Source organism: Sphingobacterium sp. GVS05A (assembly GCF_019969845.1).
GTDB lineage: Bacteria > Bacteroidota > Bacteroidia > Sphingobacteriales > Sphingobacteriaceae > Sphingobacterium.
In genome coordinates, this window is record NZ_JAHXYR010000008.1 from 170,350 (window position 1) to 196,439 (window position 26,090).

Sequence of the window (26,090 nt, forward strand, 5' to 3'; positions counted from 1 at the left end):
AGTAAAGGATAGAAATTTGTAATTTCGTAGAATGGCAAAAACAAAATCTGCATATTTCTGTCAAAACTGTGGCTATGAGGCTCCCAAATGGATGGGACAGTGTCCTTCGTGCAAACAATGGAATAGTTTCGTGGAGGAAGTGGTCGAAAAGTCAAGCTCAAAAGTTCCTGAATGGCGAAGCACAACAACAACAGGGAATACAAAGCGGGCAAACAAAGCGGCTATTATTCATGAGATTGTATATCAGGATGAATCGCGTATCTTGACTCCAGATCAGGAGTTTAATCGGGTGTTGGGAGGGGGAATCGTTCCGGGTTCCCTGGTGTTGATAGGAGGCGAACCCGGAATTGGAAAATCCACATTGATGCTCCAGCTGGCTTTGTCCATTCCACAGGTCAAAACCCTCTATATTTCTGGAGAGGAGAGCGAGCAGCAAATCAAGATGCGGGCCGAGCGATTGTCACAATCCTCTAAAGCCAATTGTTATATTCTGACGGAAACATCGACACAAAATATTTTCAAGCAGATCGAGACAGTACAACCTAATGTCATTGTCATAGATTCCATCCAAACCTTGCATTCCGCGCAGATTGAATCGGCACCGGGGTCGGTTTCCCAAGTGCGGGAATGTACAGCCGAATTACTCCGGTTTGCCAAAGAAACCAGTACCCCAGTATTTATTGTAGGCCATATTACCAAAGATGGTTCGATTGCTGGACCGAAAGTCTTAGAGCATATGGTCGATACCGTACTCCAATTTGAGGGTGACCGCCATCACGTCTACCGTATATTGCGCGCGGTAAAAAATAGGTTTGGCTCCGCTTCGGAATTGGGAATATATGAAATGCAGGGTTCCGGGTTGCGAGAGGTGTCAAATCCGTCTGAAATTATGATTTCACAGCGAGATGAACCCGTGAGTGGTGTTTCCGTTGCGGCTATGCTCGAGGGAATGCGACCGATGATGATTGAAGTTCAGGCTTTGGTGAGCAATTCCGCATTTGGTACTGCCCAACGTTCATCTACAGGTTATGATACAAAACGATTAAACATGTTGTTGGCTGTATTGGAAAAGCGATTTGGTTTTCGGTTAAGCGCACAGGATGTATTTTTGAATATTGCCGGAGGGCTTCGCGTTGAAGATCCAGCCATCGATCTGGCAGTTATCGTGGCTATTATTTCGTCACAACAAGATATTCCGATAAAGACCAGCCTGACCTTTGCTGGTGAAGTCGGGTTATCCGGAGAGATCAGAGCTGTAAATCGGATTGAACAACGTATCCAAGAAGCGGAGAAATTGGGCTTTGATGGGATCTTTATTTCCAAGTTTAATACCAAAGGATTGGATGCCAAGAAATATAATATTGCCATTAGACCAGTAGCTAAATTGGAAGACCTGTTTAGCGCTTTATTTGGCTAAATAGAATAATAAATCAGTGTCAAAAAAACAGGTGCTCGATTTTCGGACACCTGTTTTTTTCTTTAATATTTCTCCTATTTCCTCATGGCTAACATTCGTTCTTACTTTAATACTTCTTTTAGCCTCGCACGTAAAGCATCGCCATGTAAATTCTTCGCAATGATTTTTCCACTCGGGTCAATCAATACATTTTGGGGGATAGATTTCACCGCGTATAAAGTGCCAACATCATTTTGCCAACGTTTTAAGTCAGAAACATGTTTCCAATGTAGCTTGTCTGTGTGAATGGCCTTGATCCAAGAGTTGCGGTCTTTGTCAAAGGATATACCGAGGATTTCAAAGTTGTCTCCTTTGAACTGTTCGTAAGTTTTTACTAGATCTGGACTTTCAACGCGACAGTCTGGACACCATGAAGCCCAAAAATCAAGTAATACATATTTACCTTTGAAATCGGATAGTTGTACAGGGGTGCCTGTTGTATCATTTTGTGTAAAAGCAGGCGCAACTTTGCCGATCTGAACAGTCTCCAGTGCATTTAGATATTCCTGAAACTCTTTTCCTTCAATGGAATTTTTTACATTGCCACTCAAGGTATTATAAAGCGCCTGTAACTCTGTATAGACAGGGTCGTAGCCGCCTACACGACGCAAATCAACTAAAGTTGAGATGGAATCCGGTGCTGCTTTTACGCGGGCGATATATTCCTGTTTGGTCAATTCTTTTTTCTGGGCTAAACCAAAGAACGGAAGAACCAAAAAAAGTAGTGTGATGTATTTTATCATGTTGCTATTCTTGTATATATTTACAAATATAAGAAAATCCACTAATTTGGTAGATTAATAAAATGTCAAAAAATGAACTTCAACCTAATAGCTAAACTTCCACATGTCGGTACATCGATCTTTACCAAGATGACCACGCTTGCCAATGAGGAGCAGGCGCTGAATCTGTCACAGGGTTTTCCAGACTTTGAGACAGACCCCAAGCTTGTACAATTGGTCTCTGCCGCAATGGAAAAAGGACATAACCAATATGCGCCAATGATCGGTGCACAAAGTCTACGGGAGACGATCGTAAATAAATACAAGGCGGTATATGCCGTGGATATAGATCCAACTGAAGAACTCACGGTTACAGCCGGGGGAACACAGGCCATCTTTACAGCTATAGCAACAGTCGTCAACCAGGGAGATGAAGTAATTATATTCGAACCGGCATACGATAGTTATGCCCCAACGATTGAATTGTTTGGGGGTAAGGTTGTTCCAGTTCGATTATTGGCACCAGATTTTCAAATTGACTGGGATTATGTGGCTACACTGATCAACGAAAAAACGCGATTGGTGATTATCAATAATCCGAATAATCCTACTGGAAAAGTACTTGGAAAAGAGGACCTGAATAAACTTGGGAAGCTATTAGTGGGAACAAACATCCTGTTACTAAGCGATGAAGTTTATGAACATCTCGTTTTTGATGGAGTTTCACCGCAATCTGTTTTAAGTATACCGAGTTTGCGTGAACGGAGTTTTGTCGTCGCTTCCTTTGGAAAGCTGTTGCATACCACGGGATGGAAGATTGGCTACTGTGTGGCGCCAGTTCTATTGATGCGCGAATTTCGGAAAATCCATCAGTTTAATGTATTCAGTGTTAATACGCCTATGCAGATCGCAATTGCTGAATATTTGAAAGATATTGCTTATGTGGAGAGTCTTGCTGGTTTTTTCGCGAAGAAGAGAGACTTACTCAAAAATGGATTAGCGCAGTCTCGCTTCAAGATTCTCCCTTGTGAAGGGACCTATTTTCTTAATCTCGATTATAGTGCCATTAGTCAGGAGAAGGAGTTTGATTTTGCCTGCTATTTGACAAAACATCACAAAATAGCGACGATTCCGCTCTCTGCGTTTTATAAACAAGCTACAGATCAGCAAGTTTTACGTGTTTGTTTTGCTAAGCAGGATGTTACTTTGTTAAAAGCAGTAACGATTTTAAACGAAATATAGTGGGATTTCTATGCTAAAATAAGGGCTAAAAGGTTTTATTTAAAATATTGTTAAGAATAAGCCACTTTATTAAAATTTTACTTCAACTTAACTCACTAATTTCATAAATTTGTAATTCACGTTTATCAATATATCCATAAAATGGCTAGATTAAATTTATTGGAAGAAACACGCTTCGAAAAAGTCCCCGTAAGCGTCTATCCAGATCAAAATTCAGCTTCGAAAAACGTTGCAAATCGTATTGCTGAAATTATTCGTGCAAAGCAGGAGAAAGGTGAAAAAGCTGTTCTAGGTCTTGCTACTGGTGCTACACCGGTGAAAGTTTATCAAGAATTGATTCGCTTGCACAAAGAAGAAGGTTTAAGCTTTAAGAACGTGATTACCTTCAATCTTGATGAATATTTTCCTATGCAACCTGACGCCGATCAGAGCTATGTGGCTTTTATGAACAAAAATTTGTTCGATCACGTAGATATTGATAAGGCGAATGTAAATATTCCTGATGGTACCCTAGCACCGGATCAAGTCAATGCATTTTGTGAAGCATACGAACAAAAGATTACTGCTGCTGGTGGTTTAGATATTCAATTATTAGGTATTGGTCGTACAGGCCATATTGGTTTTAATGAACCAGGTTCTGCTCCAAACTCTGGTACTCGTATTGTAACCTTAGACGATTTGACACGTCGGGATGCATCACGTGCTTTTGGTGGTAAAGAAAATGTGCCAAGAAAAGCCATAACGATGGGCGTAGGTACAATTTTCAAAGCGCGCGAGATTATCTTGATGGCTTGGACTGAAACGAAAGCCGAGATCATTAAGAAAGCGGTTGAGGGCGAGATTTCGTCAGAGATTCCTGCAACATATCTTCAACTATCGGATAATGTCGAATTCATCTTAGATGAGGCGGCGGCATCCTTGTTGACACGTTTTGACCTTCCATGGTTGGCAGAAGATGTTACCTGGACGCCAACATTGATCAAAAAAGCCGTTGTTTGGTTAGCGCTGGAAATCAATAAACCGATTTTGAAACTGACGGACGAAGACTATAGCGCTCATGGTATGGCAAAGTTGGTGACAGAAACTGGCCCTGCTTATAACATCAATATCCGTATTTTTAATGAACTTCAACATACGATTACAGGATGGCCAGGGGGCAAACCTAATGTAGACGATTCACAACGTCCAGAGCGTGCTAATCCGGCTAAGAAAAATGCGATTGTATTTTCTCCGCACCCAGATGATGATGTCATCTCTATGGGCGGAACATTTATCCGTTTGGCTGACCAAGGACACAATGTGCATGTTGCTTACCAGACTTGTGGTAATACAGCTGTATGGGATGATGATGTGGTACGTTACTTGGAATTTGCTGAAGATTTAGCAAATCAAATTGGTGCAAATACAGAGGCAGCTCAAATCAATCAGATTTATGATGAAGAAAGAGCAATCTTTGCAACGAAAAAACCAAATCAGATCGATACCGAACTTGTTCGCAAAATAAAGGCATTGATCCGTAAAGGAGAAGCTATTGCTGGAGCTCGTTTAGTCGGGTTGCCAGATGAAAATATCCATTTCCAAGATCTACCATTCTACGATAGACAAAAATTTGCGAAGGATGTATCGTTTGAAGATGATATCCAACAAACAATGGAATTGTTGCGTCAGGTAAAACCGCACCAAGTATTCGCAGCAGGAGATTTTGCAGATCCACATGGTACGCATAAAGTATGTTTTGATATTTTGTTCGAAGCTTTGAGCAGATTGAGCAAAACTGACGAGTGGACAAAAGACTGTTGGTTGTGGTTGTATAGAGGTGCATGGCATGAATATCCGATCCATGAGATCGAAATGGCGGTTCCATTATCTCCGCAAGAGGTATATCGCAAACGTTTGGCGATCTTCAAACATCAATCCCAAAAAGATCTACCCGTATTCCCAGGTGATGATCCACGTGAATTCTGGGTACGTGCTGAAGACCGTACAAGCGATACCGCAGCAATGTATGACCGATTAGGTCTTGCAAACTATGAAGCGATAGAAGCTTTTGTAAGATGGAAATTTGACTAAAATAGTCTGAATTAATATAGGAAAGCTCTGAATCTTAATTGGTTCAGAGCTTTTTTGTTTTTAGTTGTTATAGCAAGCAAAATTTTTATACCTTTGCCTCACTATTTAGATTAATTAAAAATAATTACTCAAGATTATTAACATGGACAAACACTTACTTGCACTTGCCTCTACCTTTTTAATCGGAAGCGCTGTATACGGTCAAACTTCAGGAATCGTAAAAGGAAAGGTTGTAGATGCAAACAACAACCCATTAAGCTCAGTAACCGTTTCAATCGGTGATAAAACAGTACGGACAGACCATAAAGGTCATTTCAGACTTCAGGGTGTCGATCAGAATGCAATCATTCGTTTTACTTATCTAGGTTATCAGGCGACATCGGTTGATTATGTTTTTAGTTCCACTAGCCGTGAGGTTGTCATGAAACCGGTGGTGTTAGTGGGCAATGAGCGAGCCATCGACGAGGTGGAAGTGTTTGGTGAGCGGAATAAAAAGCCGAAGGGGCTTGAGATGATTACCCGTATGCCGTTAAAACCTTCCGATCAGATTCAGAGTATATCGGTGATATCCAATAAAGTAATTCAAGATCAGGGTATATTGACATTGACTGATGCTGTTAGAAATATTCCGGGTGTTACACTATTTGGTTCTTACGGTGGCGTCAAAGAATCACTATCCACACGGGGTTTCAGGGGTGTACCAGTTTTGAAAAATGGCGTACGTATGGACTCGCAGTTTCAGACAGCTTCTGGCGTCGTTGATATGCAAGGGGTGGAGTCTATTCAGATGATCAAAGGATCCGCAGCGGTGACGCAAGGTGTTATTACTGACCTCGGGAATGCCGGTGGGGTGATTAACGTCGTGACAAAAACGCCTAATTTTACAAACTCTGGTGAGGTTGGGGTACGTGTGGGGAGCTGGGGGCAGTTTCGGCCAACATTCGATTTTCAGACCGTATTAGACAAAAAAGAGACTGTCGCTTTTCGTATGGATGGTGCCTATGAAAGGAATGATAGTTTCAGAAAAGGGCTTTCAGCCAACCGTGTCTATCTGAATCCATCACTTGCTTGGAAGCCTACTGAGAGAACAACGATCACATTGGAAGGAGACTATTTCAACGATAACCGTACCCCAGTAAATTCGGCGGTTAGCTTAAACCCTTCGCAGAGTATTAATGCTTTATATGTCATACCCAATAATAAATTCTTAGGTATGAATTCTGATAATGTTAATACAGAGATGAAGAGCTTTATGGGACAGATCAATCATGAATTGACCGATCGTTGGAGTATTCGGGCCTCAATTGCGACTTCTTCCTATCAAGTCGATAACTTAACGACTTCGGCTTCGCTGGTTAACGATGCGGAAAAAAAGTTCGATACATTTTCACGGAAGATGAGCAAAAGTTTGCGTGACGATAAAAACAAGACCTTTCAATTTGATTTGATCGGAAAGGACTTGTACACAGGTAAAGTAAAGCACTTGGTCCAAGCTGGTGTAGATTATCGTATTGCAGATGCAACAACGACATCGTTTAATACCAAACTGAATCTGTTAGAAGATAAAGTTCTTTTAAAAAAGGCCGACCAGGCGGCTTTAGCTGCCGGGGTAATTGATGTTATTGATATTCATGGCGACTGGGCTAATGATTTGGATCAAGTATCTTATGTGGATTCTTTGGGAAATAAACGGACAGGTAAGAAGGTGGCTTTTGAGACCAAAACACCTGTTCGAAATTATTATTCCTCTATTGGCTTTATGGCTCAGGATGTAATCGAATTCAATAAATATATTAAAGCTGTTTTAGGTCTAAGATATTCCGAGATTATTACGAAAGACTTTACCTCAAACGGAAATAAACGGGAATCAGCCTGGAATCCGATGGCAGGGATTATCGTCACACCTTTCGAGAATTTTAATGTATTCGGATCTTATACCAACTCGACCAATTTGCGGAGTGCCGCCAATCCAATGGTTGATGGGACTAAGGCCGGTGCCTCAACTACGGAGCAATTCGAAGGGGGAATTAAATCAGATTGGTTGGATAATAGACTACGTTTCAATTTAACGTATTTCCATATTTATACATCTGACTTAACGAATGCGGAATATAATGATGCAAATCAGCCGACGGGTCTTTATTTTAAAGCGGGAGATTTAATCCGGGATGGTATCGAAGCTGAATTAAACGGTCGTGTGTTGGAAAATCTAACAGTGATGTTAGGTTATGCATATTTGGATGCCCGATATAAAAACTCTCCATCCTATATGAATGGCTCCGCGCCAATGAATGCACCAAAACATACTGCCAATGCCTGGGTGCAATATGTGTTTAACCAGGGTGCCTTAAGAAATCTGAGTTTGAGTGCCGGAGTTTATTATGTCGGCGACCGTCCAGTGAATGAATATAGCCTAACGCCGCAGGGCCATGGCGAATATTATGGCGAAAAACCATTCAATATGCCTGCCTATACAACGTTAAATGCACAGGTAGGGTATAAATGGCGTAGGTTTGATGCAAAAGTTTTTGTTAACAATATCACCAATGAGATTGGCTTGAATTCGTATTTCAGAGGCGGTTTTATTAATCAGATCGACCCTAGAAATGCTGCCCTATCATTAAGCTATAAGTTTTAAGCAGATAGCATTTAATCTTGAGCGCAAGTAAAAAGGGATGATTTCTATTTTGAAATCATCCCTTTTTCAGTTTTAGAATTGCTATTGGCCTATACTATTTCGCCGGTGATCTTAAGAACATCGGATATCACTATTTTATTGTAATAATCCAGTTCAGTTTTTAATATGCAATAACGTCTCCGGATCTACCTTTGGCATCAAAGACCTGGAATAGATATTTCTTGCCCGCTTGAAAAGGAATTGCGCCATTTACTTCTTTTGATTTCAATGTCGGTGTGCTTCCATTGTCCGTATAATATACTTTGAACCCGGGATAATCGGTGTTGATAAGGAGTTGGTTGCCCTCTTTTTTAATACCAAGCTTCGGAAGGCGATAAGTATAGCCACCGTCAATAATATCCAGTTTCCTCAATTCATCCTCGCCTAATTTTTTAATAAAGGCTGTGTACGATTTACGATAACTTACTTCATCATACGAGTTCCCTTTTTCCCAGTCTTGTTCTTGCGCCCAGGCACGATCGGCAATGGCGATTAACCGTGGGAATATCATCTCTTCAAGACGTTGATCGGTGGATACTTTTTCAGCCCATAGTGCTCCCTTGATGCCGAGTAGGTTTTTCTTTCCTTCCGCAGTGAGCTGCTCTTTGTTGGTATACGCTTCTTTTACGAGATCTTTTCCCGTGTCATCCTTGCGAAGATTGATAAAGAAGTTTTCCGGAGAGAAGGAGTAGGTTCTGTTCAGGTTTACAGTACCTACCCAGCTATGGCCTGGATCTGCAAAGTCGCGGTCCCATGACATATCCAGATAGTTGTTTGCTGCGCTGGTATAGACAACCTTATAGCCTACATTTGCTAAGCGGTAAGCGAGATCTTCCTGTCCTTGACCCGGAAGATTATTCCATACATTGAGATGGATGCCTGATTTGCCCAATTCCGCGTTAACTTCCATTCCTTTCCCTTTATTACGCATGCCCATCTCTTCCCATCCTGACATCGTCAAACCCTTATCCTGAACAAGTTTGTTGATTTTGGTGATATATATCGGCCATACATCAAGTACATTGCTAATATTATTTTCCTTCATGAAAGCAAGGATCTTTGGTGATTTTTCCCAAACACCATTCGGCGTTTCATCGCCACCCAAATCGATAATTTTCAACGGAACTCCAGCTTTGTCGTGGATTGCTTTGATTTCATCGACCACTTTGCTCAGGAAATGATACGTTGAAGGGAGAGCAGGGTTCATTACATTGTCATTCCAGTTCTGTGCAGAGTTATAGACCGATTTGTCATCCGCATCATCCAACAGGAATTCCTCCGCTTTTTGTTTATCGCCAGCCTTGGTGAAATGTGCAAAGCGCGCACGCATTGCTTTGATCGCCGCACGGGCATGCCCTGGAGTTTCGACTTCAGGAATTACGTCAATATGTCTTGCTTTAGCATATTGTAAGATTTCGATATAGTCAGCTACGGTGTAGAATTGATTTGCTTTTGCAGTTGCACCAGAACCGTAAGCAGGTTGAATTCCTTTACCGTCTTCAAAACTTGCTGTGCGGTTAGCACCCACTGCAGTAAGTTCTGGTAAGGAGGGGATCTCTAATCGCCAACCTTCATCGTCAATAAAGTGAAAATGGAACTTATTTAATTTGTAGGTAGCCATCAGATCCAATATCCGTAACACTTCTGCTTTGCTATGGAAATTGCGGGCAGCATCCAACATAAATCCCCGGTAGCCATAACGCGGACTATCTTCTACTTTTGCATAAGCTAAGGCAATTGATTTGCTCGTTTTATTCCATTGTCGATGATTGATCAAGGATTTTAGCGATTGTATGGCATAAAATGCGCCTGCCTTATCTGCAGCCTCTATCCGAATACCTTTTGAATCGATGTTTAGGCGATAAGATTCAGGTTTTAGATCGTTTGCTTTGACGATAACAACGCCATCTTGTTTTTCCGGGCTAGTTGCCAACTTGATGCCGGCGTATTTGTTTAGGAAATCTGTCAAAAAGCTTGCTTCGGAAGAGAATTCACTGGCGATAAATACTTTTGTACCGGTCGCCACATTGAACTTTGCGTTATTATTGATACTGATATTGCTGGGAAGGGGGATAATGGCCTGCGCCTCTATACCTTCGGCAAGTTTATTTTGGTCATATTTATAAGACCAATAATCCGCTTTTTCAGTATCAGATTGAGGTGCTGTTTTCACCGAAGTATAGTTCTGAATATCTGTTGAAAGCCCAGTTTTGCTATTTTTTATGTACAAACCGATTGGTCCATCGGTATAATTGACGAGTCCTGTTGTAATGAAATCGATATGGATGGTGTCCTGTGCTTTTAATGAAAAATTGTTTTTCTTAAAGCTCACTTGAAATAGATCGCCATTCCTGTGGTCAATGGCAAATCTTTTATCTACTTTATTGGGATCGATAGACCGAATAAAATTAAACCAGAGGCTCCAATCATTAAGCTGTATCGCGCTTTTGCCCTTATTTTTCAGAATGATTGTTGAGACAGGGTTTTTACGGATGTTCTGGCCATCCTTGACCTGCCAGGTGACTTGCAGCTGATCGGCGATTGAGCTCGATTTTTGAGCATATGCCGCCTGGCTAAAAAGTGCCATGCCAAGGCCAGCATAGCGTAGGGATTTTTTGATTTTTTTAAAATTAGTCATGTTGGTTACTTTTTCAATGAGTCTAAATATAGCTATTTTAGAGGGCTTTGCGATCTATTTTGAAAAAAATGAATAAAATTTTCATAAAAATTTGGTGAAGTTTAGAAAGCTTTCTATATTTGCACACCGAAACAGAAAACGGCCCGTTCGTCTAGGGGTTAGGACGCAAGATTTTCATTCTTGAAACAGGGGTTCGATTCCCCTACGGGCTACAGAGTAGGCAAATCAAGTTTTTACTTGATTTGCTTTTTTTTGTCCTCTTCCGCTACTTTGTTCGCTTATCCAGATCAAGCTGAATTCTTGAAAGCTCAATTAAAAGTTGCCTTTTTTTAGAAACAGCTTTACTTTCTTCTGGAACTATTTCGGACAATAAGTTCACTTTGAATGATTAATCTTTCTCCTTCGCCTTATTACCCCCATTTTTCAAAAATGAATTAAAATATTGGAAATCGATTTCAAAAAATTATTTTTGCTCTGAATAACTGAATATTAAGGGCAAACGAATCTTACTCCAGTAGCAGTGTGTGCAAAATTTGGGATAGCAGCTTCGAGAATAAGTAGTATTGCTTTAAGCGCGAGTTCGCTCGAGCATATTGAATAGAATATTGGTTTGACACATACCCACGTACCTAAAAGTTTTTGGCATCATCTATATCGGGGAAATTTGATTAGCGAGGAAGGTTTAAATAGGACATTTGGCTTTTAGTATATGATTAAGTGTCACTAAGACAATGAATTATGAAAACTCTAATCTGTACAGGACCACAAAAACTAGAATACAAAGACGGCACCATGCCAAAAGCCAAAGCTGATTTTGCAATTATAAAAATACATCGCATCGGGGTTTGCGGTACCGATTTACATGCATTTGAAGGAACGCAACCCTTTTTTACTTATCCCCGCATTTTGGGACACGAGATTTCTGGTGAACTGATCGATACTGGCGGTAATCAAAATTTTGAAGTGGGGGAGTCTGTGACATTTATTCCTTACCTCAATTGCGAAAACTGCATTGCCTGCTTAAGTAAAAAGCCTAATTGTTGCATAAATATAAAAGTCTGTGGAGTGCACACAGATGGAGGTATGGCGGAGTTTATACAGATTCCTGCACGTTTGTTGGTAAAGGGATGTGGCTTGAGTTTTGATGAACTTGCTTTGATAGAACCTTTGGCTATAGGCGCCCATAGCCTGCGTAGAGCTCAGATACAGCCAGGTGAGTTCGTGCTCGTGGTCGGAGCGGGTCCAATAGGACTTGGTATTATTGAACTCGCCAGAATTGCTGGCGCTCAAGTAATTGCCTTGGACATCAACAACAACCGTTTAAACTTCTGTAGTGAAAAGTTAAATCTAAGACACATCATAAATGCAGGCAATGAAAATGTAGCCGATAGATTAGCTGAAATTACTGCTGGTGATATGCCTACACTGGTGATAGATGCTACCGGTAACCAAAAAGCGATTAACAATTCTTTTTATTACATGGCACACGGCGGCAGATATGTATTGGTTGGCTTACAAAAGGGTGAATTGATTGTGAGTCATCCGGAATTCCATAAACGCGAAGGCACACTCATGAGCAGTCGAAATGCAACTATCGAAGATTTTGATCATGTAATAAACTGTATGAAAAAGCGATTGATCAACCCCGAATATTATATTACACACAGGGTATTTTTTGATGAAGTAAAAACTGAGTTTAAAAGTTGGCTTGATCCATCATCATCGGTAATAAAAGCGATGATATCTATTCGTTGATATAACTTAATCATAATTTAGGCCCCATAACATACCGCATAGTATAAATTAAAGCTCTTTATCTCAATTAATATGCTATTGATAACCTTGAATAACCCAAAGAGATTATCAGTACGATCAAAGTAAAGAGTTTTGATGAAAACAGCGGGATAACTGTACGCAATCATGACAATCAAAATAGCGTGTACAATTTGAATAATAACCATTTTGGTGAGGACTAAGTATAGGTAAAGAAAACAAAAGCTTTTGGTATTAAAGAAATAGCGTGATGAATTTAGATAAACAACATTTAGCGGGTATTAACCATCAGGAAATTGAAGTTCCCAAGGAGTCAATATTTAATATGCCGGAACGGGTCATCCAATTTGGAACAGGAGCACTCTTACGTGGCCTGCCTGATGATTATATCCATCAAGCCAATCAAAAAGGAATATTTAATGGCCGTATAGTTGTTGTCAAATCAACACGCACTGGAAATACAACTGCATTTGACAATCAGAATGGACTCTATACTTTGATTACGAGGGGGCTGGAGAAAGGAAAGATTAAAGAACTGAAATGTATTAATGCTTCCATCTCCAGGGTGTTTTCCGCCCATGATTCGTGGGAAGAGATACTTACAACAGCGACTTCTCCTTTGATAAGCATTCTGATTTCAAATACAACTGAAGCTGGATTGTTGGAATTGGGAGGAGCTATTGATGACAGTCCCCCGGTAAGCTTTGCGGCAAAGGTAACAGCTTATTTATATCATCGATTTTCCCATTTTAATGGCGATAACGCTAAAGGTCTTGTCATCATTCCTACGGAGTTAGTTTCAGATAATGCGAAGGTACTTAAGCATAACATCGTTTGGATTGCGGAACAGCAAAAATTAAGCAAGGATTTTATCGATTGGATTGACAAGGCCAATTACTTTTGCAACTCACTGGTAGATCGTATTGTTCCCGGTAAGGTCTCTGAAGAGGACCTTTCCTATACTGATCAACTTGCAATTATGGCCGAACCGTATAAGTTATGGGCTATTGAATCAGATAATCAGGATGTTAAGAATATTTTGAGTTTTGCATTGGTTGATAGCACCGTGAAGATAGTTCCCAGCATAGCGCAATATAGAGAATTGAAACTGCGTCTGCTTAATGCTCCGCATATTTTATGTTGTGGTATCGCGCTCTTGTCCAATACAGAATTTGTTAAGGACTTCTTTAATAATGAGATCTTAGACCGTTATATTCAATATTTACTTTTTAAAGAGATAAGTCCAATAGTTGAGCAATCAGGTATCAGTCATGAACTTATTCAACCCTTTGGTGAGGCAGTTATTGATCGTTTTAAGAACCCATTTTTATTACACAAATGGCAGTCCATCGCATTTCAGTACACAGCCAAACTTAACATGCGCGTGTGTCCTTTAATTGAACAATGGTATAGCAAACAATCTGAACCACCGATTGGTATTGCTATTGGCCTAGCTGCATACATACTTGTCATACGCAATCAAACCACAACAGAACCTTCATTTCAGGATGACGCTAGCTTAATAATATCAAGACACCAGGAGTACCCCAATTTAACAACAAGGATATTATCCGATCCTAAGATATGGGATAGACCACTTCATAATTATCCAGGTCTCATTTCTTTAGTTCATACAATAGTTACTCATATAGAGCGACAAGGTATATTGGCAACCATAAATCATTTTTTATAGACTAACCAACAGTGTTTTTTATTTTAGGATAGGGTACAGATTATTTGATCAATTTTTTCATAGATATCTCAGAAGGTCATTTAATTGACAAATAAACAAGACTCCCGAATTTAGGCATTTCCCAGATTCGCGAGTCTTGCAGATGCTATTGTCTATTATAACTTAAAGCAGGAAACATTTCCTGCGAAATCAGCGATATAAATAAAATCGCCATCTACTGTGATCTCCGAGAAAATAGGAGCGCCCAGGTTAAATTTGGAGAGTAGCTTCCCTTGTTTGCTGAGCATATAGACGTAACCATCCGAAGCCCCGAAAAACAGCTTTCCTTTTGCCTCAGTTACCGATGACTCTACGGTTCCAACCAATTTATGTTGGTCAGGACTGCTATAAGGGGAGGTGTATACCAGTGCCTCGCCAGTGGAAAAATGCCATTTCTCTTCTAAAGTCTGAGGGTCGTATGCTTTTATTCCATTTGTGGATGTCGGCATGACCAACAGGTCCTCGACAATTTTGGGCGAGGCCATGACTTTAAAATCATCTGTTTTGATGCTTTTTTGCGCGATTTCGCCAGTCTTTAAGTTTAGCTTAAATATACCATTAAGCCCCGTTGTATACAGATAACCGTCTTTTGCTGTAACGCCGCCGCTTCTAAAACGTAGTCCATCTTCCTGACGTTTCCAAAGTAGCTTTCCCGTTTGGATATCATACGCACATAAGGCATTCCAATTGTATCCTGCCAATAAAGTTTGATCTACGACCGATAGCTCTGCTGGAGTTGCTTCGCCGCCCGATGGATCGACACCTTCCCAAAGCACTTTTCCGGTATGGATGTCAATTGCTGACATACGTTTGCCCAGACCTGTATAATAAATTCCGTTGTCAAGTGCTGGACCAGATACGAATGTAGGAAGACTTGGATTGGATGGTTTTTTTGTCCACAGGATTTTGCCTGTGTTTGCATCGATGGCATATATATTTGTTTCGACATCAGTTGCGAGCAATATTCCGTCGCTGTAGCGCAGTTTATGTTTGATGGAATTGATTGTTGGCAATGACCACAGCGTTTTGCCGGTGCGTTTATCTAGTGCTATAATGGAATGATTAGTCCCAATACCATCGTCCATCGTCGCAACGAAAAGTTTATCTCCAACAATCAGCGGACTGGTTTTCCAGATGTTTCCGTTTACAGCAGCAGACCATTGCAGTTTCATGGTGCTTTCTGCATGGCCAGCCAAATTAAAAGACTGCCTTTTTAAGGCTTGTTCACCATTTTCATAATGAATAGTAATGAGTGCATCATATTGTCCCTTTTGTTTTCCGAATGGTACTTTTGCTTGCCATAACCAATCGCCAGAAGGAGACAGCTGAACATTGGCTAGACGTTTACCCATTTCGTGGGCAGAGATCTCCACGGCTACCTTTTGTATTTTTCGCTCACTGTCATAAGCACTGATCACGATTGGAAGAGCTTCTTGAGCACCTATTTGTTGGTCAGCGGTTGGATGTACCAATTGGATATGGTCACGTAGATTGGTATAAATAGGTTTAATATCTTTGATTCCTTGTTTGTCGATATCGACCACAACAAATTGTGCGGCAGAATTGTCAATCCCTCCTTTATTGGGAGCGTTTGAACAGACTACATAGACTCCCTTCTGTTTAAAGGCAAAATTGTTGTGCCAATGACCGTAAAACCAAGCCTTTAGATTATATTGCATCAGGTCAATTTGCTCTTTCTCACCTTTCAGGATAAAATCTGGGCCAGCGAAGAAGTCATGATTGATAAAGATCAAAGGTTTTGATCTGTCCATTGTTGCAAGATCTTTCTTGAGCCAGGCAATGATCTGATCGGCGGTGTAACTAGGTTTATAGTCTCCATTTGGCATTGGTGTCACGACAAAATGGGCAGGACCAGCATCAAACGAGTAATAGGTCGGACCAAAGAGGTCTTCAAATAGTTTTTCTCCATATTCTCCTTTTACGAGATCATGGTTGCCCACTGTATAATATGTAGGTCTGCCCATCAGTTCGGAGTTTACTTGCTTGGCATGAAAAAGCATGCCTGGTTCATAACAGATATCACCGGTATGCATAATCAAGCTCGCTTTTTGCTGCTGCGCATAATTTCTGACGTTATCTATCCATGGACCATAAAGAGGCGTTTCAGTATCCGTAATTTGGATAAAACGCAAAAAATCAGTTTGTTGTACGGCGTCTTTGGTTAAGGCGAAATCCAAATTTTTATGCTCAGCACGAAGCGGAATATAATGTGTTTTAGTGGCTTTATATCCACTAGGGATGGTAACAAACAAAAAGCGCGCGCTTGGATTGTGAGGTAAGGTATATGTTCCTGTATTGTCCGTTTTCACAACATCATAACCGTCAGATACAACAATTCCGGCAAGTTGTTTTTCGTTCTGTTCGAACTGGTTGTTTCCATTTTGATCTTCAAAAACCCGTCCTGTCCGTTGCTGTGCAAATAGCGAAGGAATAGGGAATAGACAATAGGCGAGTAGCTTAATTAATTTCATGTTTTTATTAAAAAGCTAGCTCTGAATTCAGAGCTAGCGTTAAAGTGAAAAGATTATTTATCCCATCCAAATACCTGTTTTAGATTTGGATTTAATGTTATTTGTCCCAAAGGAATAGGTTTGTAATAATATTTTGGAGCGACAAATGACCGCTTATTTTTTTGGTCAACAGTCATCATAATATACCCCGAAGTACCATTACTGAGGTAAAATGCGCCTCCATCGAGGTAATATTTTACCAGCTTGGTTTTTACGGCTTCCGGTAACTGGTCGATTGGACCTGTTGCTTTCTCATTTTCAAGAATGGCAATATCCGGATTTCCATCACCGGTAACATCCATGGCACCTAATGCAGGTACATAGATTCCATGCGGGGCGACGGCTAGTAGGTCGCCAGTTTTCCAGCGGAGCACATCGTTGAAACGGAAACCTTCGCAGGCAAGCTCGACACGACGCTCACGACGGATCTCTAGCAAGGCACCTTTATTGGCTCCTTGGGCGTTCGGATAGCGTGCCGCAAGAACAGGGTCTACCTGTGTATTGGCGGTTGCTAACTGTAAGGCTGGTACACCGACGCGTCCACGTAAAACATTCACGGTTGCATCCAAATCAGCTTGTGTAAGCGTACCTAATTCAGCTTTCGCTTCGGCATTGATAAGCAATACTTCGGCATAACGCATAATAGGAAGATCGGTGTAGTTTGCATTCCAGCCACCACGAAGAGCAGGATCTCTAGGGTAGAATTTGATCTGTAGATATCCACCAAAACTAGGCTTTATAAGATAAGGTGTAGGGTTATTCGGATCAGTCTTAAATCCGGCAGGCATGATGGTTTCAGCCAGGCGAGGATCCCTGTTTTGAAATATTTGTGTAAAGGTTTTCGTTTTGTAATCCGGAGTTGATGTAAAAGATTTTCCGTCAGCAGTTAGGAATTCTTCCATCAATTCTCCGCTTAAAGCCCATTGCCAGTCCAATACGGTATGTGAATTGTTTGCAATACCCAGTGAACGGTCATTCTTTTGGATAAAAATCGCTTCTGTATTCGAAGATAGATTGTTGCTGCTGAACAATGTTCTAAAGTCGACTTCTTTGGCACCAGTGTTATGAATTTTGTATTTTCCAGAATTTATAACTTCTTGGGATGCTGAAGCCGCTCTTTTTAAGAACTCATCTGCTGTGGCTTGTAAATTTAACTCCTCATGGTATTTACGGAATGTTCCTTCGTGTAGGGCAATGCGAGCTAATAATGTTAATGCAGCTCCTTGTGTGACACGTTCTTTGAAATTACCGGCCACTTTATCTTCCCTGATATGGGCTGCTGCAAATTCAAGATCCTCCATAATATGTTTAACGACCACTTCGCGCGAATCTTGGTCTTTGTACATGGCTTCATCTTCAGCACCCAAAGCAGTATCATACCACGGAACATTGTTATAATCGCGCACTAGATTAAAGTAGATATAGGCACGAAAGAAACGAGCGATTCCAACATAATGGTCTATTTGTGCTTGATCGCCGGTTACAGTACCAAGGTGATCCATCATATAGTTGATTCGGCGTAAATTTTTCCATTCATCAGACCAACCAGATGCGTTGCCAGGTGTTAGTGTACCACGGAGCATATTATTGGTTGAACTGCTTCCTGTGAATCCACCGATATTATCTGTGAAGATATCGTCATATGATGCGCCAATAAATCGATAAAAGCCATTGGTATAGGTCTTGAGATCTTCCGCAGTTTTAAAGAAATTTTGGTCTGTGACACCAGTCTTGCTGCTACGATCCAAGAAGTCTTTATTACAGCTTATTGTCAGTATTGACAAAGACAATGCTAATGTAGTGTAGTGAAATATTTTCATGAATATGCGTATTAAAACTTAACATTTAATCCAAAGGCATAAGTCCGTTGGAAAGGATATACTTTTGTATCGCCTAAGGCTTCTGGGTCTATACTTACTTTAAGCCCTGAGCGTTCAAATAGATTTTCGCCACTTACATAGAAGCGTACGGCCTGTAAGCCAATTCTTTTTGTGAAATTCTGCGAAAGGCTATAGCCGAAAGTGATGTTTTTTACCCTTAAATAGGCTGCATTCTGCAAGTAACGTGTATTAGGCAGACCGAGTTCTTGCCCGGTATCTTCTGCGCTGTACGATTTTATCCGTGGAAAATACCCATCTCTGTTATCTGGAGACCAATGGTCTAAGTTCTGTTTGGTCACATTCGTCCAAGGTTGTGCATAAACTCCCCAGAAATATATTTGGCTTCCCGGTGGATACCAGTCTCTTTTTCCGACACCTTGAAGAAATACACGTAGGTCAAAACCTTTCCATGAACCTGATAGGTCTAAGCTATATGGATATTGAATTTCTGAATTACCTAGAATCTTGAGGTCGCCATGGTCAGCAAGCGTTTGTTTTCCTTTGGTGACCTTACCGTCAGGTCCTCCATCCGGCCCTCCTGCAATATCCTTGAACTTGATGTCACCAACATAGAATTTATATTGCTGATCGTCCGTTCCCACGTCCGTTTGATCCAAATTAGCAAGCTCGTCTTCATTTTGGAAGAAACCATCTGCTTGAAGACCCCATATTTCACCGATGCGCTGTCCGGCGTAATGTTGTCTAATATCACCCGTTGGGTTGTCAAATTTGGTAATTGTAGCTTTGCTATTTGCCAGCGTAAATGTCGCATTATAGTGGAATGGGGAACCGCTCAACTCGAATTTATCTTTCCAGCTGATGCGTAGATCCCAACCATTCGTTTTCATGTCGGCCGCATTGAAGTTCGGCGCATCAGCACCAAAAGCCCCTGGAAGAGTCCTTCCTGGGATCAGCATACCCTCATTCGTACGTTTGTAAATATCGAATGTCGTATTCAGGCGATTGTTAAGTAGATTAAGGTCAATACCTCCGTTGATTGTTGAAATACGCTCCCATGTTAAGGATTTGGCAACAACTAATGGTGGATTAAGTGATATTGGACGATTACCTTCAATAACTCTAGGAATGCCATTATCCACAGCCATAGACGGCAAATAAGGATAACTTAGCGGATTCATATCCTTGTCATAGACGGTTTGGTTACCCAATTGTCCATAAGACCCCCTAAGTTTCAAAAAGTTGATTGTAGATTTGAGCGGACTGAAAAATTGCTCTTCAGAAAGTACCCATCCCGCTGATACCGATGGGAAAAATCCCCAACGGTCTCCCTTTGGAAAGCGTGAAGAACCATCCAAACGGCCATTGGATTCAATTAGATAACGACCTTTATAATCATAGTTTAGACGATAGAATACACCTTGCAGTGCATAATCATCGATATTGTGGGTAACTGTTGTTGATCCGCTGCCTAAGCCGATGGATGGTATATCAGCGGAATAAAGGCCATTTTTAAGCGCGTAATTCGTTTCGGTATTTCTATATTCTTGGTTATAACCGACTAAGGCGCTGACATGGTGGTCATTAAATTGCTGTGTATATTGCGTATATACGTTGATTACGTCATATCGGGTGTTTTCCTGCTGTTTGTATGCAGAAGGGACAGTTCCACCAGCATATTGAGGCGTAGCATTCGGTCCGGTCTTGTACTGCACGGGACGATTAAAACCATCTATTACATCAAAGGAACGACGGAAAGTAACATCTGCATTAGCTGTCCATATGTTTTTGATTAGATCTGCTTTGGCATTGAATGTCGTTTGGAACTCGTTGATGTTTTCTTTTCTTCGTCCTCCTTCTTGTAATAGTCCTAATAGGCTAGCACCTGATTGCGTCCAGCTGCCATCTGGATTTCTTGGAACATCTAACGATGGGGTACGGTTAACATTCCAGAAAAAATCACCGCTCATAAAAACAGGAGCTTCGTATTGTCGGCTTGTTAATACCGTATTATTTCCGAAGTTCAACCAAGGAGTGACCTGAAAATCTACTTTATTACGAACATTGTAGCGGTTTAGTTTGTCATTCCCATATTTTAGTGCACCGTCTAATTGATAATATTCTCCTGAGAACAAATAATTTAATTTGTCTGTTTTTTTGCCCAAGCTCAAGTTGAGTGTATTGGTTGGAGCCATTTTTTTATAGGCTTCCTTCATCCAGTCTGTTTGCCCATAATAAGCCCATTTCTCTGGATTTGTAGGGTCTAAGATCGTGTTGGGTAAACTAGGATCCTGCTGAAGCTTTTTCGCATAGTCACGTATTACATCCGGATAGAGATCATAAAGCGGATAAGCGGCATCGTGCTTATATTGCATCACCGTAAGCGGGTCTGTAACGATTTCAGGCAATTTACCTGTGGTGCGCCATTGGGTGCTCATTCCTACATTCACCTGAAGTTTTTCGGATTTGGCAGATTTGGTTGTAATAAGAACAACCCCGAAAGCACCACGCGCTCCGTAGATTGCAGCCGACGCGGCATCTTTTAAGACCGATACATTTTCAAAATCATTTGGGTTGAGTCTGGCTAATTCATCGCCAGTAACAGGAATGTTATCTACTAAAATAAGCGGTTCGCCACCATTAATGGACGTGATACCCCGGATATTGAATTTGGCACTTTGCGAAGGATTACCGCTCGCGTTGGTGATGTTCAAGTTGGGGATCAATCCCTGCAAGGCAGCACCTAAATTGGTAACAGGTCTATTTTCAATTTCTTTGGCAGAAATTTGGTCAACGGCACCTGTCAGATTTACCTTTCGTTGGGTACCATAACCTACAACAATAACTTCATCCAATTGCGAGTTGCTTATTTGTAATGTTACATTGAAGGTACGCTGATTCCCCACTTGTATGCGTTCTGTCGTATAACCTAGATATTGAAAAAGCAACACGGCATTTTCGGGTACACCAAGTTTAAACTCCCCATTGGCATCGGTTTTTGTGGACAGGGCTGTGTTTCCTTGAACAGATACCGTAACACCGGCTAATGCTGATTGTGAATCCCGTACAGTACCGGTTACTTCAATATCAGTTCTTTGCTTCTCAGAGATGACGATCGTATTGTTCAGAATTTGATAAGTCAGGTTTTGGCCTTTTAATGCCTTGGAAAGTACCTGTGTTATCGAAGCATGGTCAGCATTGACGCTTATTGGGGCAAGATTATCCAATAGCTTTTCATCATAGAAAAAGCGGAGATCGGTTTGTTTTGAGATTTCTTGCAATACACGTTCTACCTTTACCTTTTTCAGGGAGATGTTGACGGTTTGTGCTGTTCCCGACGCATGGGCTCCAAGTGCGAGGGAAAGCAGAGAAAGAGTGCTTAACTTTATCATACATAAAGTTTTAAAGGCCGGAGGGATACGGAATCCCCGATCTTTCTCCTGCCTTTTCATTGGAGAAAAAAAATTCATAAATTAGAATGATTTTTAAGGTTTTAAAATTTCTGTTGGTAATCAGTAAAATAAGCCTTGAATTTAACAGGGGATGCGTCAACATCCCCTTTTTTGTTAACCACAAAGCGCTAAAGTTGATGTCTATACCATAGGCCGTTTAATATTTGGGTAATTAGTCTCACTGTATTATAACCTTTCGTCCGATAATATCAAATTTGCGTCCCGTGGCAAGAGCCAAGATCTGCAATACTTCTGAAAGTCTACTATTTCTGCTGATGGAGCCTTTGTAGGTTGAATTTGCTCCGATTGTTTCCATATTTTCAAACTCAACATCGTACCAGCGGGCGATCTGAAGAGAGATATCTTTGAAATTGTTGCCATCGAAATAAAATTCATCCCGTTGCCAAGCTGTATTTTTTGTCAGGTCAGTTGCTGTAACTTTGATATCGTTTGTCAGCGATGTTGTCGCCTGTTGACCTGGCTTGATAATAATTTGGTTGCCTTCTTTACGGACTTTCACGCTGCCTTCCACTAAAGATGTAGAAACCTCATCGTGATAGGCATTGACATTAAAAGTTGTTCCAAGGACTTCAATTGTGGTTCCATTGGCATTGATCCGGAAAGGTCTGTTAGCATCTTTTGCTACTTCAAAATAGGCTTCCCCTGTTAAAGCAACTTGACGTTGATTGGGTTCGAAATGTGTGGGGTAGGATAATTTTGTAGAAGCATTCAACCATACTTTTGTTCCGTCTTCAAGAATAATCATATAAGAACCCGCTTTTGGAACATCAACAAGAAAATTTTTTCCTTGTTGATCGGATGATTGCTCAAGTCGCTGGACAAATGGATCGGCTAGTTGTTTTTCTTCTCCTTTAGGTGTTATGACTTTAGCATAGTGCCCTCCAGGAAGGATATCGTTGTGAAAGGCCTGATCCTGTGAAGGTACTTCCGCAGCGAGTTCCAGTGGCTTTTGATCTGGCGAAGAAAATCTATTGTACATCCAAAGGCTACAGCCCGAAACTGCAACAAGCATCGCCGCCACCATCCATTTGGGGCGAAACCAAGTTAGTCGTCGGACGGTAGGAGTAGATTCACTAAATAGCTGTTCCTCTAGCTTCGTATTGATACGTGATGCTAATCCTGTTTGGTATTCCTTTAATTGCTCCTCCTGGGGCTGATCCTGTGCATAAAACCAGTGAAGAACTTGTTGTTCTTCCTCTGGAGTACACTGGCCTTCCAGATACTTTTTGAGCAGAGCTTTAGCTTGATCTGACGATTCTTGTTCCTTCATACAGACCTATAATCGGAGAAGGAGAATAAAAGTACCGAAGAAAATTACGAAAATAGTTTAAGTAGCTGTAAACTAGGTATATATTTTTTTATTCGTTATTTGAAACGAAGCTTTAGCCAACCCAGGGCTAACGAAATATTGTTTTTCACGGTTTGTTCGGATATGGCGAGTTCCGAAGCAATATCTTTGATGGACATGGATTCCTTTCTGCTAAGTGAAAATGCCGATTTCATTGTTGTGGGCATTTTTTCTATTTCGGTGTCGATCAATACCGCTAATTCTTTTGCCAGAAGCTCATCTTCGGATGTCGGGGATGCCCCTTGAAAGCTTGCCAGTAGTTTTTCGGCACGGACAATTTTCTTTTGTTCGTTTATTGTCCAGTCGATAATTTTATACTTAGCAGTCTTAAATAGATAAGGGTATAACGAGTATTCTATTGTGATGTTAAGACGTTGGTGCCATAGTGAGACAAATATTTCCTGCAAGATGTCTTCACTGTCCTCAGTACAGGAAACACGGCGCTGAATAAAACGGAAAAGTATATCTGAATAGCGATTGACTAATTCAGAAAAAGCATAACGGTCATCCGCTTGAATTCTGATGAATAGCTCGGTGTCGTCTAACTGTTTCATAAGTACCGCAATTTGTGCTAAATATCCCTTAGTTTAATGAGGTCAAATTTATAATTGTGGTGTTAAGTTAATATTAAAAACAAAAGATTTGATGATGTTTTTTTAAGCAAACGATTGCATAATCTTCATTTATAACAAAAACCATCAGTTTTCTCAATAAATAGTAAGAAAACTGATGGTATAAAAGAATGTTACCAGAAAATAATCTAAAAAAAACACGACCCTACAAGCGAGTGTCCACTAATTTTCGATCTAATATTCCTTTGATATCAAACACAACGGAAGGATGAGTTCATTTTTTGGGACTCCATTGTCCGATCTACGCTGGCTTTAAGTTCGTCAATGTCCGTTTTGTTGATATTGAAGCCTATCATTGGAAAGAAATCAGAGAAATTTAGCTCTAATGGCAATCATCCTATTCTTGTCCAATGAGAGGCTTTTTTATTTGAAAGCCTCCCAGATTATATTTAAATGAAAATATATTCTTTACGTTGAAATTAACCTCTTGTCAACCAACCACTACGTCCAGCAGTTGCAATGGCATAAGGAGTGATCCAAAATAAACTAAAGGCATAAAATATACTGTAGCTATATGCCCAGAATGCTTCTTTCGCATTTGCATTTTTAGAGGCAAAGAAATATGCCTGGATACTTGAAAATATAAGAATACCTACCAACGTTGAGCTTAAGAACATCAATGGATAATGGAATACTGTCCATAGCATCAATAATAGCATTGGGTAAGAAAGCAGCACTTTCTGCCATTGCATAATCAATAAGATACGCGCACCCCACTTCGGTCCTTTACGGAAATTTTTAAAGGCAAACTGACTCATCATAATGTTTTCACGAACATTGCTTCGTTCCCAACGGATAAACATTTTATATAAGTTTTTATAACGTACAGGAGTATCCGTATATACAAACGCATTAGACTGGAACAATACATGATATCCTTGCTTCAAAATCATATTGGTCATGGCACGATCTTCTCCGATGTCAGAAGGTTGTCCCATAAATGTTTGATGGATCCAATCTTCAAGACAGTTCAAGACAGCTTCTCTGCGATATCCAGATAATGCCCCTGGCGTACACATCACAGTACCTAGCATGCTTTGCGCCGAACGTACAAATTCAAAACTGAAGACAAAGCTCACATTTAACATACGTGGTATAATAGCCTTTTTATTATTCAATACACGCACATTACCCGCTACGGCGCCACATTCCTGATTGGTTACAAATGGGCTGGCCATATTACGGATTGTATCCTTGTTGACCACAGAGTCACTATCTACGGTAATAAATACCTCACCAGTACCTAATTTGAAACCGCGGTATAACGCATGACGTTTGCCCATATTTTTAGGCTGTTGATAGATTTCGATGCGATCGCCCAACTCCATTTTGGCACGTTGTATCCAAGCGAAAGTATTATCCTTACTTCCATCATCAATGGCGATAATCTGAAGTTTTTTCTCCGGATAATCACTACTTGCCAAGCTATGAAGTGTATCGTAAACCAATTGTCCTTCATTATAAGCCGGAACTATAATCGTACAGGTCGGTAGTTCTTCATCTGAAACAGATGCAATTGGCTTGTATTTACGGTGAAGCACAATTAAAAATATTAAAAAGCTGATCGCGACAGTGGCCAAAAATATACCTAAACCTATTAAAAATGTTCCACCTATACTATCTAAACGTTGGAAGCGTAATGCATCAAAATCTGGTTGGAGCATATATACACCAAAGACCGATGCAAATAGGACGAAAAAGGTCGCTCCAAAAATACCGTATTCCTTTGGTCCAAAATTGCTTTCTTCGACTTTCTCTACTGTTGTCTCGGATTGCTGCTGTTCTTCATTTACGTCGTACATTGCAGGTTCCCATTGTTTAGCCATCTGCTTTGATACGATTGAGTTTTCTTTCATGTAATTCATAGCCGTTCTATTTTTAGATATACATTCTTCTTTACTTTCTTTGTTGACTCAAAAGAGGAGTCTTTTGTAATGAAAATATTACGAATCCATAAA

Annotated in this window: 14 protein-coding genes and 1 tRNA gene; 7 read left to right on the top strand and 8 right to left on the bottom strand. The window is 40.6% G+C overall.

The genetic code is table 11. The features are described 5' to 3' along the window. Positions 1 to 31 precede the first annotated feature (31 nt). Positions 32 to 1,417: a DNA repair protein RadA gene (radA, locus tag LC454_RS19665; RefSeq protein ID WP_223584112.1), complete on the top strand. Its 1,386-nt coding sequence runs from the start codon at positions 32 to 34 to the stop codon at positions 1,415 to 1,417. 101 nt (positions 1,418 to 1,518) lie between these two features. Here radA and LC454_RS19670 read toward each other — a convergent pair whose 3' ends face one another. Further along, positions 1,519 to 2,199: a peroxiredoxin family protein gene (locus LC454_RS19670; RefSeq protein ID WP_223584113.1), complete on the bottom strand. Its 681-nt coding sequence runs from the start codon at positions 2,197 to 2,199 to the stop codon at positions 1,519 to 1,521. A 72-nt stretch (positions 2,200 to 2,271) separates the two neighbouring features. Here LC454_RS19670 and LC454_RS19675 point away from each other — a divergent pair, with 72 nt between their 5' ends. The 3 genes from LC454_RS19675 to LC454_RS19685 all read left to right on the top strand — a co-directional run bounded on the left by LC454_RS19675 (position 2,272) and on the right by LC454_RS19685 (position 8,128). Continuing rightward, positions 2,272 to 3,420: a methionine aminotransferase gene (locus LC454_RS19675; RefSeq protein ID WP_223584114.1), complete on the top strand. Its 1,149-nt coding sequence runs from the start codon at positions 2,272 to 2,274 to the stop codon at positions 3,418 to 3,420. 141 nt (positions 3,421 to 3,561) lie between these two features. Continuing rightward, the gene (nagB, locus tag LC454_RS19680) at positions 3,562 to 5,490 is read left to right on the top strand and encodes a glucosamine-6-phosphate deaminase (protein WP_223584115.1); all 1,929 of its coding nucleotides are present in this window, start codon (positions 3,562 to 3,564) and stop codon (positions 5,488 to 5,490) included. A gap of 142 nt (positions 5,491 to 5,632) precedes the next feature. Further along, the gene (locus LC454_RS19685; RefSeq protein ID WP_223584116.1) at positions 5,633 to 8,128 is read left to right on the top strand and encodes a TonB-dependent receptor domain-containing protein; all 2,496 of its coding nucleotides are present in this window, start codon (positions 5,633 to 5,635) and stop codon (positions 8,126 to 8,128) included. 160 nt (positions 8,129 to 8,288) lie between these two features. Here the strand turns inward: LC454_RS19685 and LC454_RS19690 are convergent, their stop codons facing one another. Further along, on the bottom strand, positions 8,289 to 10,805 hold the full coding sequence (locus LC454_RS19690) for a family 20 glycosylhydrolase (protein ID WP_223584117.1): 2,517 nt from the start codon (positions 10,803 to 10,805) through the stop codon (positions 8,289 to 8,291). Between the two features lie 140 nt (positions 10,806 to 10,945). On the opposite strand from LC454_RS19690, the gene LC454_RS19695 reads away from it, so the two are divergent. The 3 genes from LC454_RS19695 (at position 10,946) to LC454_RS19705 (ending at position 14,271) form a co-directional block, all read left to right on the top strand. After that, positions 10,946 to 11,017 (top strand) — tRNA-Glu (locus LC454_RS19695). A 526-nt stretch (positions 11,018 to 11,543) separates the two neighbouring features. Further along, the gene (locus LC454_RS19700; RefSeq protein ID WP_223584118.1) at positions 11,544 to 12,560 is read left to right on the top strand and encodes a zinc-binding alcohol dehydrogenase family protein; all 1,017 of its coding nucleotides are present in this window, start codon (positions 11,544 to 11,546) and stop codon (positions 12,558 to 12,560) included. A 268-nt stretch (positions 12,561 to 12,828) separates the two neighbouring features. Continuing rightward, entirely contained in the window at positions 12,829 to 14,271 is a 1,443-nt protein-coding gene (locus LC454_RS19705; RefSeq protein WP_223584119.1) for a tagaturonate reductase, read from the top strand. A 155-nt stretch (positions 14,272 to 14,426) separates the two neighbouring features. Here the strand turns inward: LC454_RS19705 and LC454_RS19710 are convergent, their stop codons facing one another. The 6 genes from LC454_RS19710 to LC454_RS19735 all read right to left on the bottom strand — a co-directional run bounded on the left by LC454_RS19710 (position 14,427) and on the right by LC454_RS19735 (position 25,997). Further along, on the bottom strand, positions 14,427 to 16,802 hold the full coding sequence (locus tag LC454_RS19710) for a PQQ-binding-like beta-propeller repeat protein (RefSeq protein ID WP_223584120.1): 2,376 nt from the start codon (positions 16,800 to 16,802) through the stop codon (positions 14,427 to 14,429). Positions 16,803 to 16,855: 53 nt separating this feature from the next. Further along, complete coding sequence (locus tag LC454_RS19715; protein ID WP_223584121.1) at positions 16,856 to 18,661, bottom strand: RagB/SusD family nutrient uptake outer membrane protein; 1,806 nt, start codon at positions 18,659 to 18,661, stop codon at positions 16,856 to 16,858. Between the two features lie 11 nt (positions 18,662 to 18,672). Next, complete coding sequence (locus LC454_RS19720; protein WP_223584122.1) at positions 18,673 to 22,071, bottom strand: TonB-dependent receptor; 3,399 nt, start codon at positions 22,069 to 22,071, stop codon at positions 18,673 to 18,675. 238 nt (positions 22,072 to 22,309) lie between these two features. Continuing rightward, entirely contained in the window at positions 22,310 to 23,422 is a 1,113-nt protein-coding gene (locus tag LC454_RS19725; RefSeq protein WP_223584123.1) for a FecR family protein, read from the bottom strand. A 95-nt stretch (positions 23,423 to 23,517) separates the two neighbouring features. Continuing rightward, complete coding sequence (locus tag LC454_RS19730) at positions 23,518 to 24,054, bottom strand: RNA polymerase sigma factor (protein WP_223584124.1); 537 nt, start codon at positions 24,052 to 24,054, stop codon at positions 23,518 to 23,520. A gap of 497 nt (positions 24,055 to 24,551) precedes the next feature. Beyond that, positions 24,552 to 25,997, bottom strand: coding sequence for a glycosyltransferase (locus LC454_RS19735; protein WP_223584125.1), 1,446 nt, complete (start codon positions 25,995 to 25,997; stop codon positions 24,552 to 24,554). Positions 25,998 to 26,090 lie beyond the last annotated feature (93 nt).

Coding starts and splice junctions, on each gene's coding strand:
- LC454_RS19710 (WP_223584120.1), bottom strand. CDS start 16,802: ATGAAATTAATTAAGCTACTCGCCTATTGTCTATTCCCTATTCCTTCG.
- LC454_RS19675 (WP_223584114.1), top strand. CDS start 2,272: ATGAACTTCAACCTAATAGCTAAACTTCCACATGTCGGTACATCGATC.
- LC454_RS19685 (WP_223584116.1), top strand. CDS start 5,633: ATGGACAAACACTTACTTGCACTTGCCTCTACCTTTTTAATCGGAAGC.
- LC454_RS19735 (WP_223584125.1), bottom strand. CDS start 25,997: ATGAATTACATGAAAGAAAACTCAATCGTATCAAAGCAGATGGCTAAA.
- LC454_RS19705 (WP_223584119.1), top strand. CDS start 12,829: ATGAATTTAGATAAACAACATTTAGCGGGTATTAACCATCAGGAAATT.
- LC454_RS19720 (WP_223584122.1), bottom strand. CDS start 22,071: ATGATAAAGTTAAGCACTCTTTCTCTGCTTTCCCTCGCACTTGGAGCC.
- LC454_RS19715 (WP_223584121.1), bottom strand. CDS start 18,661: ATGAAAATATTTCACTACACTACATTAGCATTGTCTTTGTCAATACTG.
- radA (WP_223584112.1), top strand. CDS start 32: ATGGCAAAAACAAAATCTGCATATTTCTGTCAAAACTGTGGCTATGAG.
- LC454_RS19670 (WP_223584113.1), bottom strand. CDS start 2,199: ATGATAAAATACATCACACTACTTTTTTTGGTTCTTCCGTTCTTTGGT.
- LC454_RS19700 (WP_223584118.1), top strand. CDS start 11,544: ATGAAAACTCTAATCTGTACAGGACCACAAAAACTAGAATACAAAGAC.
- LC454_RS19690 (WP_223584117.1), bottom strand. CDS start 10,805: ATGACTAATTTTAAAAAAATCAAAAAATCCCTACGCTATGCTGGCCTT.
- LC454_RS19725 (WP_223584123.1), bottom strand. CDS start 23,422: ATGAAGGAACAAGAATCGTCAGATCAAGCTAAAGCTCTGCTCAAAAAG.
- LC454_RS19730 (WP_223584124.1), bottom strand. CDS start 24,054: ATGAAACAGTTAGACGACACCGAGCTATTCATCAGAATTCAAGCGGAT.
- nagB (WP_223584115.1), top strand. CDS start 3,562: ATGGCTAGATTAAATTTATTGGAAGAAACACGCTTCGAAAAAGTCCCC.